At 33.6% G+C, this 13,435-nt stretch carries 14 protein-coding genes; 11 read left to right on the plus strand and 3 right to left on the minus strand.

Going from position 1 to position 13,435, the window contains the following annotated elements; genetic code table 11:
- Positions 1 to 13: 13 nt before the first annotated feature.
- Positions 14 to 733, plus strand: coding sequence for a DUF4145 domain-containing protein (locus tag H3S73_RS11010; RefSeq protein WP_144091442.1), 720 nt, complete (start codon positions 14 to 16; stop codon positions 731 to 733).
- A 496-nt stretch (positions 734 to 1,229) separates the two neighbouring features.
- The gene (locus H3S73_RS11015; RefSeq protein WP_198228393.1) at positions 1,230 to 1,562 is read left to right on the plus strand and encodes a multidrug efflux SMR transporter; all 333 of its coding nucleotides are present in this window, start codon (positions 1,230 to 1,232) and stop codon (positions 1,560 to 1,562) included.
- Between the two features lie 338 nt (positions 1,563 to 1,900).
- Here the strand turns inward: H3S73_RS11015 and H3S73_RS11020 are convergent, their stop codons facing one another.
- The 3 genes from H3S73_RS11020 to H3S73_RS11030 all read right to left on the minus strand — a co-directional run bounded on the left by H3S73_RS11020 (position 1,901) and on the right by H3S73_RS11030 (position 4,028).
- A complete protein-coding gene (locus tag H3S73_RS11020) occupies positions 1,901 to 2,152 on the minus strand; it encodes a hypothetical protein (protein WP_198236641.1) in 252 nt (83 codons plus the stop codon).
- 18 nt (positions 2,153 to 2,170) lie between these two features.
- A complete protein-coding gene (locus H3S73_RS11025) occupies positions 2,171 to 3,097 on the minus strand; it encodes a hypothetical protein (protein WP_198236642.1) in 927 nt (308 codons plus the stop codon).
- Between the two features lie 559 nt (positions 3,098 to 3,656).
- Positions 3,657 to 4,028 carry a hypothetical protein gene (locus H3S73_RS11030; RefSeq protein ID WP_086351380.1) on the minus strand — a complete coding sequence of 124 codons (372 nt, stop codon included), beginning with the start codon at positions 4,026 to 4,028 and terminating at the stop codon, positions 3,657 to 3,659.
- Positions 4,029 to 4,557: 529 nt separating this feature from the next.
- Here H3S73_RS11030 and H3S73_RS11035 point away from each other — a divergent pair.
- The 9 genes from H3S73_RS11035 (at position 4,558) to H3S73_RS11075 (ending at position 13,356) form a co-directional block, all read left to right on the plus strand.
- Positions 4,558 to 5,028 carry a YhcH/YjgK/YiaL family protein gene (locus H3S73_RS11035; RefSeq protein WP_086326809.1) on the plus strand — a complete coding sequence of 157 codons (471 nt, stop codon included), beginning with the start codon at positions 4,558 to 4,560 and terminating at the stop codon, positions 5,026 to 5,028.
- A gap of 24 nt (positions 5,029 to 5,052) precedes the next feature.
- Positions 5,053 to 5,988 carry a sugar kinase gene (locus tag H3S73_RS11040; RefSeq protein WP_198236643.1) on the plus strand — a complete coding sequence of 312 codons (936 nt, stop codon included), beginning with the start codon at positions 5,053 to 5,055 and terminating at the stop codon, positions 5,986 to 5,988.
- A gap of 211 nt (positions 5,989 to 6,199) precedes the next feature.
- Positions 6,200 to 9,031: an excinuclease ABC subunit UvrA gene (uvrA, locus tag H3S73_RS11045; RefSeq protein ID WP_086326813.1), complete on the plus strand. Its 2,832-nt coding sequence runs from the start codon at positions 6,200 to 6,202 to the stop codon at positions 9,029 to 9,031.
- Positions 9,032 to 9,081: 50 nt separating this feature from the next.
- Complete coding sequence (gene plsY / locus H3S73_RS11050; protein WP_216355782.1) at positions 9,082 to 9,687, plus strand: glycerol-3-phosphate 1-O-acyltransferase PlsY; 606 nt, start codon at positions 9,082 to 9,084, stop codon at positions 9,685 to 9,687.
- Positions 9,688 to 9,860: 173 nt separating this feature from the next.
- On the plus strand, positions 9,861 to 10,466 hold the full coding sequence (gene recR / locus H3S73_RS11055; RefSeq protein ID WP_086326811.1) for a recombination mediator RecR: 606 nt from the start codon (positions 9,861 to 9,863) through the stop codon (positions 10,464 to 10,466).
- Positions 10,467 to 10,559: 93 nt separating this feature from the next.
- On the plus strand, positions 10,560 to 11,378 hold the full coding sequence (locus tag H3S73_RS11060; RefSeq protein ID WP_086326812.1) for a pyridoxal phosphatase: 819 nt from the start codon (positions 10,560 to 10,562) through the stop codon (positions 11,376 to 11,378).
- 10 nt (positions 11,379 to 11,388) lie between these two features.
- Positions 11,389 to 12,096, plus strand: coding sequence for a tRNA pseudouridine(65) synthase TruC (gene truC, locus H3S73_RS11065; protein ID WP_086308554.1), 708 nt, complete (start codon positions 11,389 to 11,391; stop codon positions 12,094 to 12,096).
- Positions 12,097 to 12,233: 137 nt separating this feature from the next.
- Positions 12,234 to 12,662, plus strand: coding sequence for a DUF4878 domain-containing protein (locus H3S73_RS11070; RefSeq protein WP_144091445.1), 429 nt, complete (start codon positions 12,234 to 12,236; stop codon positions 12,660 to 12,662).
- Positions 12,663 to 12,744: 82 nt separating this feature from the next.
- The gene (locus H3S73_RS11075; protein WP_086308552.1) at positions 12,745 to 13,356 is read left to right on the plus strand and encodes a YiiX/YebB-like N1pC/P60 family cysteine hydrolase; all 612 of its coding nucleotides are present in this window, start codon (positions 12,745 to 12,747) and stop codon (positions 13,354 to 13,356) included.
- The last annotated feature ends 79 nt before the right edge of the window (positions 13,357 to 13,435 follow it).

A 13,435-nucleotide genomic window follows, 5' to 3' on the forward strand; every position in this document is an offset into this window, starting at 1 on the left:
GGAGATAATAATTATGCCTTTTTCTAGAGTTTGTCCTTTTTGTAATGTTTTATCCACAATAACAAGAAGTGATATTCAAAGTGCTTCGGATTTTTTCTATAGAGATTTTGCAGATGATACTACTTATGGCCTACAAACTCATGTTATAACATGCCCATCACCGGAATGTAATAAAGCTGAAGTTTTTGTCCAAAAATGGGACACCAACAATGCAGAAAATATTCGTAATACTTTTATTAATTCTGAATATATAATTCGTAGATGGGATCTTGAACCAGAAGCGAATGTTAAGGTTTTTCCTAATTATGTGCCTGAATCAATATTACAGGATTATAAAGAGGCAAAATTAATTGTCAATATTTCTCCAAAAGCTTCAGCAACAATATCTAGACGTTGTTTGCAAACTATGATAAGAGATTTTTGGGCTATAAAAGATAAAAAATCTTTACATCATGAAATTGAAGCAATTAAAGATAAAATAGATACCAATATGTATGACGCTATTATGGCACTTAAATCTATTGGTAATATAGGTGCTCATCCAGAAAAAGATATTAATATAATTGTCGATGTTGAACCCGGTGAAGCAGAAGAATTAGTGTGGTTAATTGAAACATTAATTGAAGATTGGTACATGGTGAGACATGACCGCGAAAATAGGATAAGTAAAATAAAATCAATTAATACTGAAAAACAATTAGAAAGAAAAATAGATCCCTATTCAACTAATTAACAACATACAACACTATAATAACACGTGATTAATTTACTGATTATTAATAATTAATTTTGTTAGTGTTGTTAGTGTCATAAAATCACAAAAAAGAAGTTTTCTTTTAACTTTTTACTTTATTGTTAATAGATGATATATTACATATCGGTGATAAGTTGAGTGGGTCATCAATATTTAATGTTATACATTATGTTATATGTTTAGCATATTGTTTTTATAATATCATTATATATCAATATGTTATCATTATAATTCGAACCCCTCACAAAACCCACCATTAAAAATCATCCTATTCAGTGATATTCAAGAGTTAGTAGCTATCTAGTTTACTTATCATTTAAAAATAATACAGATATAAAAAATATAGATATAAAACTCTAGCAGGTTTTAATAATATACCTTATAAGCTTACCAAATTGAACAATTCAAGCTTTTAAACCTGATTTATTGAAAGTTAGGAATAAGACTATCGTTTTAAACAATTATGGGTATTAGCATGAATTCATATCTTCTTCTTTTTCTAGCTATTATTTGTGAAGTGATTGCAACTTCTTCATTAAAGTTATCCAATGGCTTTACTCATTTGGTTTTTTCAATCATTACTATCATTGGATACAGCGCTTCTTTTTATGTACTTTCATTAGCATTAAAAACTATTCCTGTCGGAATTGCTTATGCGATCTGGTCTGGCATCGGAATTGTGCTTATTAGTTTAATTGCTTGGATTTTTATGAAACAGACTTTAGATCTTGCTGCTTTAATAGGTATGGGATTTATTATGTTTGGTGTGGTCATCATTAATCTCTTTTCGAAAGTAGCAGGACATTAAATTATAAAACCATTCATTAAATGGTGCATTACTCAGTTTGGATCTCTTTATTTCATAAAATTACCGAGCCAATTATTTCATATTGGTAATATGACTGTTTCGACTCATGTATGATAAATAACTATAGAACATTTGCTTTAATCGTTTTTGGAAAAACGGTTTATATCTTGAAAAGTCACTTTAGTTTCATAATAAGCCTATTCTTCAAATCGGACAGCATCATAAACAGAAATTATCAGTATGTTATTTATTATTACATCGATTAAATTTAAACCAGGACTTTTGATGATTATTCAAATTGAATTAATTTTCTAGCTGTCTGAATGCAAAATTGTTACTTATCTATCGTACTTAACGTTTAGCGTTACAGCATTTCTAAAATCTTTTTTTGTTTGTGGCAATTTATTTTTACTAATATCTGTTTTTAATCGTCTTATTTCATTAAGCAACTTAGAAATATCTTGGTGTGCATGTGTAATAAAATCATGCCCGGCATCTGTTGCATCAATCAGTTTGATATCTTTGTTTCGTTGTTGTTCTGTTCCAATCCTAATAAAATTGTTACTACTACAATGGATATAACCCGCCAAATCCGCTTGCCCTGTAGCTTAGGTTACATTGTCACTTCTTTTTTGGATTTGGTTTAATTCATCTTCTGACAAAGTGCTAATTTGTGGTATTAATTGCTCAGCAAACACAGGATAGTTTTGAGCAACTTCTGGATCATCAATGTTTTTACATCGATTTATAAACTGTTCGATCAAATATGAATTATTTAAATCATGCAACAATTCAGTCATTCTGCGATAGATAATCTCATCGTAATAATTGAGATCATCAATATAATTAATTAGTAATAAATTAGCGATTTTTTGATTAATAGATTGATTATTATTGTTTTTCACTAATATTTTATGTGCAATAACACTTTGTTCGTCATTGCCTTCTAAAGCAATATTGATAAGGGTGGATAGTAACTGGCTTAATTGATCATCATTCAATCCATCATCATGGATTAATGTTAATGCGTTTGTTTGTTGTGATGAAGAATTGAGAGCAATTTGTAGTTGTATAAAAAAATCAGGACATTGTCGAAAATTCTGTTTCGCAATCAATAAATTTTGTTGAGCCTGATTTAAAGCAAGCCATTCATGGGCATTTGCAAGATATTTTTGCCTCAGTTTTCTTATTTCTGACGTTATCTCAAAGCAATCCTCTAGTGGTTCATCGGGTAATGCCCAATAATCAATAAGTTGCCAATGCTGAGCATAATCGTTATAAAGGATATTTAATACTTGGTGAATAATAGGTTGATTTTGATTAGGATCAGCGGTGAATAAATCATTACAAATATCGATACATAAATTCATTAATATGTGTTTTTGAAATGTTGAGTAATTATTATCAAGATAGGCAGACAAATATTTAGCTAACCATTGCGGTGTTCGATATTCGTTCGCTAATTCATATTCCCAATCCTGTCCATTACCGAGGGGGACTTTTAAATCTTGGCACAGTTTCTCAAGTTCATTCATAATTATGACTCAACATTATTGTTTATCCAAATTTTTTACATAAAATGATGCAAGAGTTAGGCAAAAAGCGCTTTATTTTAGTATCTGAATTTCATGAGGTAAACATATTTCATTTTTATAAAAAAGAAATTTTATCCATGTTTACTTCAATCACAGAGAGTTTTTTTAATTTAACTCTTATGCCATGTTCATTATCACTTGGCCATTAAACATATAACCATATAACTATACTCATCTGGTTTATTGGTTGCTAAGTAAATTTTGATTAATGATATGTTTTATAAGTGCTTCAATATCTCATAAATTATAAATGTTTGTGATATAAATTATGATTTAATGATTAATAATATTTTGTGGTTTAATTTACTGAGATTAATAAAATTTATCGCATTTTACATTTCTTGATTGTAGTCTAATGATTCTAACTAGATGATCGTTCCCTCATGTTGGCTAAACTATCCAAAAGAAAACCTTGGCTATACTTTCATCTTGAATAATATAATTTAGAATATTTTAATGATGGATAAATGTTTACTTTAATCGAAACGGATAAATTATTTTATACATCAATCGAGAGATTGACTGAACTATCTAAAAAAATTTTTTTGATATATTCAGTTAACAATGCAATGTTTTGATCAGTAAATTCAGCTGTCAACCTTTGCTCACCCACTAAATGTTGTTTATCCGCTTTAATTTCTACTGTTAGAGAATTTTTTTGTAAAAACAGATTACTAATGGCATTAGCAACTTCCATCGTTGAATTATTAGTTTGTATACCTATTGCATCATCAATTTCACCATCATCAAAGCGCGAAATAATTAAATAACGATCGGGTGATATGGGATGGTTGCCAATACCAACAATCAAGACGTCATTCTCGGTATAACAGTTTATAGTAGTAGCAAAAAAGCGTGATTCTTTTTTCATATTTAATTTTTACAACCTCATCACATTAAACGAATTCATTTTATAAATAATTTGTTATTGTAAAGATATTTCTTATTGTCGTATCTGAATTTGTAATAAAAGCAATAAACTATCTTCAAATAATTAAACATCAATTGAAAAAGTTATTAATAAAAAATACTAAAACTTGCTGGAGTCTATCAAAAAACGATTTTTAGCTAATTTTGATTTATTATTTGAGAAATAAAATGTTTCAATTTATATGCAATCTGTATCATATATTCTCAATCTTATCGTAGACTAACCACATTTTATCTGAAATAGCATGTGTAATTTGTCGTCTGTTGATGAATTATTCATTTTATTAAAATAGAACGGTACATATAACTCTAACAGGTTATAAACGCTTTTTTATTCTTTAAGATCTACAAAAAGTACCTACTTAAGTATATACTCTTTATCAATTTAATTAGTTTAACATGGCAAGTTTTTGTTATGCGTAATTCAAATAGCCTTATTTGTTTTCATCAATTTGTAAAGGATCATGAGTATGATTTTAGGTAATATTAATCATTTGGATTTAATCCCATATTTACCCAACAAAATTAAGCAATCAATCGAATATGTTAAAGATAATGTTAACAGCAACACGCCAGTAGGACGTTATGATATTGATGGCGATAATATGTTTTTTATGGTGTCTGATAGCACTTTGCGACATATTCATGAGGCTAATCCTGAGTTTCATAAAAAATACCTTGATGTACAAATTGTATTGGAAGGACAAGAGGGAATGGCAGTAAGCACCTTACCACCCCACACTAAGGTATTAGACGACAAATTAGCAGATAATGATATCGCTTTTATCGAAACACCCCCAGAAGAAACCATGTTAATATTACAGTCGAACGATTTCATCGTATTTTTACCCAACGAAGTTCATAAACCGCTCTGTACTATCAATAATAAGATTACAACGGTTCGTAAAGTTGTGGTTAAAATCGCATTGGATTATTTATAATTAGGTCAAGGATATAGGTACAATATGACTTTAAATATCGCTGTTATTGGCGAATGTATGATTGAATTGTCGATGAAACAAGATTCGACAACACGCAGTTTTGGTGGAGATACACTTAATACTTCTGTCTATTTATCACGTTTATTACAAGGTAAAGACTTTGCAATTCACTATGTAACTGGATTAGGCACCGATCCTTTTAGCCAAGAGATGGTTGATAGTTGGCAAAAAGAGCATATTAAAACTGATTTAGTACAAAGAATGTCAGATAAGATGCCAGGACTCTACTCAATTGTCACAGATGATCAGGGTGAGCGTTCTTTTTATTACTGGCGTAATGATGCAGCAGCTAAGTTTTGGTTAAAAACTGCCGAAACAGACAAGATAGCCGAACAGATTACTCGATGTGATTATGTTTATTTGAGTGGTATCAGTATTGCAATTTTAGATGCGGAAAGTATTCTTAAATTATTAGATCTTTTAAAAAGAGTTAAAGCTAATGGTGGTAAGGTTATTTTTGATAATAATTTCCGACCACGTTTATGGAGCAGCCTTGATTTAGCACGAAGTGTTTACAACGATATTCTGAGTTTTACCGATATTGCATTTTTAACGCTTGATGATGAAGATTTGCTATGGGGTAAATTGCCTTATGAGCAAGTAATTGAGCGCACTAAAAACTTTGGTGTAACTGAAATCATCATCAAACGAGGTAGTGATAGCTGCATTGTTGATTGTGCTGAAGGCCGCTTTGAGGTGCCAGCTAATAAAATCGCTAAAGATAAAGTTATCGATACAACCGCAGCAGGGGATTCATTTAGTGCAGGTTATCTTGGTGCACGCTTAAGTGGGCGAGATCCTTCCCAATCAGCATTACAAGGCCATTTAGTTGCAGGTACGGTCATTCAATATCGTGGTGCGATTATTCCTTTAGATGCAACTCCAAAACTAATTGATTAATATAAATGACTAAAAACGGTCGCTAAAGACCGTTTTTATTTTAGCAAATAATCTTGTCAAAAAGTTTCAGGTTAACTATACGTTTGAGTATATAATAGCCAATAACGTGTTCTATTATATATGTGGTATATTTAATCGATTATTACTGGTATAATATACAGTTTATTTCTAATTCATTTCGTTTAAAACACACAAGAAGAGATCTATGTCAATCAAAGATATCGATATTCGTGGTGCGCGAACGCACAATCTAAAAAATATTAATGTTACTATTCCAAGAGATAAGCTGGTTGTAATAACGGGTCTTTCGGGATCAGGTAAATCTTCGTTAGCATTTGATACTCTCTATGCTGAAGGGCAACGACGTTATGTTGAGTCATTATCGGCTTATGCACGTCAATTTTTATCATTGATGGAAAAACCCGATGTTGATCATATTGAAGGTTTATCACCAGCGATTTCGATCGAGCAAAAATCAACTTCGCACAATCCTCGTTCAACAGTGGGAACAATTACCGAAATTTATGATTATTTGCGCCTGCTTTTCGCTCGAATTGGCGAACCACGCTGTCCGAAACATGATTTACCGTTAGCCGCTCAAACGGTATCACAAATGGTTGATAGCATCATGGCATTACCGGCTGAAAACCGTTATATGCTACTAGCACCCGTTGTGACTGAGCGTAAAGGTGAATTTGTTAAGTTATTTGAACAATTATCAGCGAGTGGTTATATTCGAGTCAGGGTTGATGGTGATGTCTATGATCTGTCTGATCCGCCGACACTTGAACTGCAAAAAAAGCATACTATTGAAGTGGTCGTTGACCGTTTTCGTATTCGTGATGATTTAAAACTGCGCCTAGCGGAATCAATAGAAACCGTACTTTCTATTACTAATGGGATTGTAAAAGTTGCCAATTTGGATGATCCACAAGCTGAAGAACATCTGTTTTCGGCTAATTTTGCTTGTCCAATTTGTGGTTACAGTATTTCAGAACTTGAGCCAAGATTATTCTCATTTAATAATCCAGCGGGAGCTTGCCCAGAATGTGATGGTCTTGGCGTACAACAATATTTTGACGCCAAACGCATCGTTCAAATGCCTGAAGTTTCGTTAGCCGCAGGTGCGATTAAAGGTTGGGATCGTCGTAATTTTTACTATTTTCAGATGTTAAAATCACTGGCTGAACACTATAAATTCGATATCGATCAACCATACGAAAAATTACCTGAAAAAGTGAAAGATATTCTATTAAATGGATCAGGTAAAACCGAAATTCAATTTACCTATTCAAATGATCGTGGTGATGTTGTTAAACGCGTTCATCCATTTGAAGGCATTATTAATAATTTAGCGCGACGTTACAAAGAAACTGAATCACAAACCATTCGTGAAGAGTTAGCTAAATATATCAGTAATCGTCCTTGTCCTTGTTGTCATGGCTCAAGGTTATGTACAACAGCAAGACATGTATTTATTAATGATACTAATTTGCCAACTATTAGTGATTTAAGTACTCAACAAGCAAAAGACTTTTTTGACAAGTTATCATTAACAGGACAGCGAGCACAAATAGCTGAAAAGATCTTAAAAGAGATCAACGACCGCTTGCAGTTTTTAATCAATGTTGGGCTCAATTATTTAACGCTTTCACGTTCTGCTGAAACATTATCAGGTGGTGAAGCACAACGTATCCGACTAGCTAGCCAAATCGGTGCGGGATTAGTTGGAGTGATGTATGTACTTGATGAACCTTCTATCGGTTTACATCAACGAGATAATACCCGACTTATTGATACATTAACGCATTTACGTGATTTAGGTAATACCGTTATTGTCGTTGAACACGATGAAGAAGCCATTTTAGCGGCAGATTATGTTATTGATATCGGGCCAGGTGCAGGTGTACATGGTGGTGAGGTCGTTGCACAAGGTACCCCTAAACAAATTATGGCCAGTAAAACATCATTAACGGGTCAATATTTGTCAGGGAAACAAAAAATTGAAATCCCTGCAAATCGTACAAAAGTCGATAAGACAAAAATGTTATCGCTCATTGGTGCAACTGGTAACAATCTTAAAGATGTGACATTAAATATTCCTGTTGGACTCTTTACTTGTATTACTGGGGTATCAGGATCAGGTAAATCGACATTAATTAATGACACTTTATACCCATTGGCACAAAATGAACTCAATGGTGCAGAAAAAAGTGACATAGCACCTTATAAAGCTATTGAAGGGTTGGACTATTTTGATAAAGTCATTGCGATTGATCAAAGTCCTATTGGGCGCACACCTCGTTCAAACCCAGCTACTTATACGGGATTTTTTACTTCTATTCGTGAGCTTTATGCTGGTGTACCCGAAGCCCGAGCTCGAGGTTACAATCCTGGAAGATTTAGTTTTAATGTAAAAGGTGGTCGCTGCGAAGCTTGTCAAGGTGATGGTTTAATAAAAGTTGAAATGCACTTTTTACCAGATATTTATGTACCTTGTGATCAGTGTCATGGTGCACGCTATAATCGTGAAACGCTTGAAATTAAATATAAAGGCAAATCAATTAATGAAATTTTAAATATGACGGTTGAAGAAGGTCGTGAATTCTTCGATGCTGTACCAATGATTGCCCGTAAATTGCAGACATTGATTGATGTAGGATTAGCTTATATTACCATTGGTCAATCTGCCACAACATTATCGGGCGGTGAAGCTCAGCGAGTAAAACTTGCCAAAGAGCTATCTAAGCGCGATACTGGTAGCACTTTGTATATCTTAGATGAGCCGACCACAGGTTTACATTTCGCTGATGTTAAACAATTACTTGCACAACTTCATTCACTCCGCGATAAAGGTAATACTATCGTAGTGATTGAACATAATTTAGATGTGGTTAAAACGGCAGACTGGATTGTCGATTTAGGCCCTGAAGGGGGCAATGGTGGTGGTGAAATCATTGCTGAAGGTACGCCAGAAGAGGTCGCAAAATCGAAAAAATCGTATACAGGTCAATATTTAAAACCATTGCTTGATAAGCAATAATGTAAACCAACGTTATTGTTATTACAAAAAAGTGAACCAAGGAGAGCATTTTGATATTACAAACATTATTGATGATCATCATCGCTTATTTCTGTGGTTCACTTTCTGGCGCTTTGATCGTCAGTCGAATGATGCATTTGCGCAATCCATTGGAGTATGGTTCACATAATCCTGGAGCGACCAATATGTTACGAATCAATGGTAAGCTTCCAGCAATGCTTGTACTAGTGTTTGATATGTTAAAAGGTACAATACCTGTTTATATTGCTTATCGGATCGGTATTTCACCTTTTTTCCTTGGTATGGTGGGCATTGCAGCATGCCTTGGGCACATTTTCCCTTGTTTTTTTGGCTTTCATGGTGGTAAAGGGGTCGCAACAGCATTAGGCATGATGATGCCAATAGGTCTCGATTTTACTGGCTGCTTTATTTTGACTTGGTTATTGGCATTATTCGTAACAGGTTATTCATCCGTTGCATCAATTGTTGGATTTCTTTTTGCCCCGTTGTATGTTTGGATTTTTAAAGCAGAATTAACGTTACCCGTTACAATGCTCTCTTGTGTTATTATAATTCGCCACAGTAGTAATATTATGCGACTTTTTAAAGGGGAGGAACCGAAAAGTTGGCTTTTCAAAAGCAAAAATAAACATTGAAATTATTGTTAATCAGCATTGGTAACGGTTTTTTATTTTCGTCATTTTTATCTCAATGGTTTTTCATAACAAAATATAATTAAATTGAAATAATAACGTATTTCTTGTTTTATAGATTTTTGAAACAAGGTATCATTAATACTAAATAAAATAGATGGTAACAAAATAGATTCATGCAAATTAGCCCATTATTAGACTCTCTCATGGAAGCATTTCGCTGTTTACCTGGGGTTGGTCCCAAATCCGCACAAAGAATGGCTTTTCATTTATTACAACGCAATCGACAAGGTGGTATTAAATTAGCTCATGAACTTCATGAAGCGATGATTAATATTGGTCACTGTAATGAGTGTCGAACCTTTACTGAACAAGAAACTTGTACAATTTGTGCCAATGTTCGACGCCAAAGCAGTGGACAACTTTGCGTAGTTGAAACACCCGCTGATATTGTTGCTATTGAGCAAACAGGTCAGTATAGTGGACGTTATTTTGTCTTGTTAGGTCACCTATCACCATTAGATGGCATTGGTCCAAGCGATATCGGTCTGGATTTATTGAAAAAAAAATTAGCATCAGAAGCGATTAATGAAGTGATTTTAGCGACTAATCCAACGGTTGAGGGGGATGCTACTGCTAATTATATCGCGCAAATGTGTGGTGAATTTAACGTTGTGGCAACAAGAATTGCCCACGGCGTACCTGTTGGTGGTGAGCTTGAAATGGTTGATGGTACAACTTTATCGCACTCATTTGTTGGCCGCCAAAAAATTGAATTTTAAATTGGTGATCCATAAGATTACCTTATGGATTACCTAAATAATTATCAATAAAATGTTTAGCTGGTTCGATAGAAAAGATAGAAGAGGAAATGTATGAAGTATAAAGCTGTTGCGTTCGATATGGATGGTACCTTATTAACAACTGACCGACTTGTGTTACCTGAAACGGCCGAAATGATCAAAAAAATCAGTTCGAAAGGGGTAAAAGTTATATTAGTATCTGGTCGTCACCATAGTGTTATTTATCCTTATTATTATCAACTTCAATTATCAACACCAGCGATCTGTTGTAACGGCACCTATTTATATGATTTTGAAAAACAACAATCATTAGCAGCCAAACCAATGACCAAAGAGCAGGCTAAAACGCTACTTAACCTAGTTCATCAATATGGTATCCATACCTTAATTTATACCGATAGAGTGATGACATATGAAGTGCTTGATGATCATCTTGAAGGATTTTTTAAATGGGTTCACTCATTACCCGATTACTTACAACCTGAAATCGACAAAGTAGAGAGTTTTGAAAAGGTTATTGAAGAAGCGAAAGCCGTATACAAATTTGCAACCAGTAGTCACAACATTCCAGTGTTACAAGAGTTTTCAAAGGCAGTTGACGCGCTGGGATGTTTTTCATGTGAATGGTCTTGGTCTAATCGTGCCGATGTTGCCATAAAAGGCAATACAAAAGGTAATGGTTTAAGTCATTGGGCTGCGCTTGAGAACATCGATCTAAGCGAAATTGTTGCTTTTGGTGATAGCTATAACGATATTAGTATGTTATCTCTTGCGGGATTAGGAATTGCGATGGGTAATGCCGATGAAGAAGTCAAAGCCAAAGCCAGCTATGCCATAGGTGATAATAATAGTCCGAGTATAGCAGCAGAATTAGAAAAACTGTTTTTATAATTAATACGCCGTGTTTGAAATTCTATATCAAGATAATGACTTAATTGCGATAAACAAGCCAAGTGGTTGGCTTGTGCATCGCAGTTGGTTAGATAAGCATGAAACAGTAGTGGTTATGCAAACATTGCGTGACCAAATTGGTCAACATGTGTTTCCTGTACATAGGCTTGATAGGCCTACTTCTGGTGTATTACTCTTTGCACTATCAAGTGAAATTGCTCGTTTAATGTCTGAACAATTTGCAACAAAGCAAATTGAAAAAACATATCATGCCATTGTGCGAGGTTATGTTGAAGGTGAAGCTATTATTGATTATCCATTAGTGGAAGAACTCGACAAAATTGCGGATAAATTTGCAGACACCAATAAACCCGCTCAAGAAGCAGTAACGGCTTATCGAGGAATTAGTAAAATTGAAGTTCCAATAAAAGTGGGCAAATTTGATACTGCTCGATACAGTTTTGTTGAATTAAAACCTAAAACGGGCCGTAAACATCAATTACGCCGTCATATGAAACACATTTTCCATCCTATTTTGGGCGACAGTAAACATGGCGATTTACATCAAAACCGTGCTTTTGCCGAATTTTTCTCGATAAAGCGACTGATGTTGCATGCCAGTAAGTTACAAATCACCCATCCAATCAGTCATAAACCCATTGTCATAGAAGCCAATCTAGAACAGCAATGGCAAGATATCCTATTGAAATTTATTTAATAAAATTGAATTTGTATAAAAGTTAGCTTGCAAATATTTTTATACATAGTATTATTCTAACGCTTTCTTTTTGATATCTCTATTGAAGAGAGAGTAAGCTATTACATGAATTTATAACAACACGATTGGAAATAAAAATGAAATTATTTGTGAAATTTTTTAGTGTTTTTTTATTAGCACTTATGATAACAGCATGCTCTTCGCAAGAAGATGGACCGGAAGGCGCTGCCAAAGAATTTATGTCTGCTATGTATAAAGGCGATCTTGATAAAGTTACTAGTTTGCTTTACTTTCCTGAAGAGAAGAATTCTTCTGATATGATGTTAATGGAAGGTATGGTAAAAAGCAAAATGAAAATGGCTGTCGATGAAGCTGCTGAGCTTGGCAAAAAGCATGGTGGGGTTGATAAAATTGAATGTACTCTTGTTAACTATACCAATGAAGAAAAAACAGAAGCAAAAGTTCTAGCTACTACTTATTTCAAAGATGGTACTAAAGATGAAGTACATGGTGCAACAACTGTTATAAAAGTTAATGGTAAATGGCTAGTAGCATTTAAAATTTAAATAGATAGTATATATTGATTGATATAATTGATAATAAAAGGGCAAAATAGTTTTGCCCTTTTATATTTTGGAAATTACTTTAATGAAAGTTTATCGTTTTATTCCTATTATTTTTGTTCTATTACTCAATTTAGTTTGGGCTGATGAAAGGGAGCAATTTACGCATCAACATGATAATTTATCTTATAACATCAAAGTCGGAGATTGGATTTTTAGAAAAGGCGTACAAGTAGATAGTCTAATTGCTCATCAATTTAGTGGAGGTAAATTTTCCCATATTGGGATGGTGGTATCAATCAACCCAGATATCAAAATTATTCATGCCACGACTAGTGATGATGAGAATTACCCTAATCAAGTCATTATTTCAAGTTTTGATGAATTTATCACACCAGAACTCGCTGAAAAATATGCGATAGCAAGACCCAATTTTTTATCTGAAATTCAAAACCAGCAAATCGCTAATGAGCTTTTGACTAAACAAGGACAAGCTTTTGTTTTAGCTTCTCGCGAGGAACCTCATTTATATTGTACAACATTGCTTTATGACGCAATTATAAAGTACCAGCCAGACTTTACAGTTCAATGGCAGCATACCCAATTTCCTTTCTTTAGCGGTGATTATCTATTCCCGAGTGCTTTTGCCAATCATCCTGATATCACTTGGATCTATCATTATCCAACCTTAAATTGAGGCATTTTCTAAAAGCGAAATAACATGACAACTCATTGAATATTAATTGAATAAACTTTGACCGAGCTTGATACTTGGA

Origin of the sequence: Gilliamella sp. B14384G12 (assembly GCF_016101825.1) — a bacterium.
Taxonomy (GTDB): Bacteria; Pseudomonadota; Gammaproteobacteria; order Enterobacterales; family Orbaceae; genus Gilliamella; species Gilliamella apicola_N.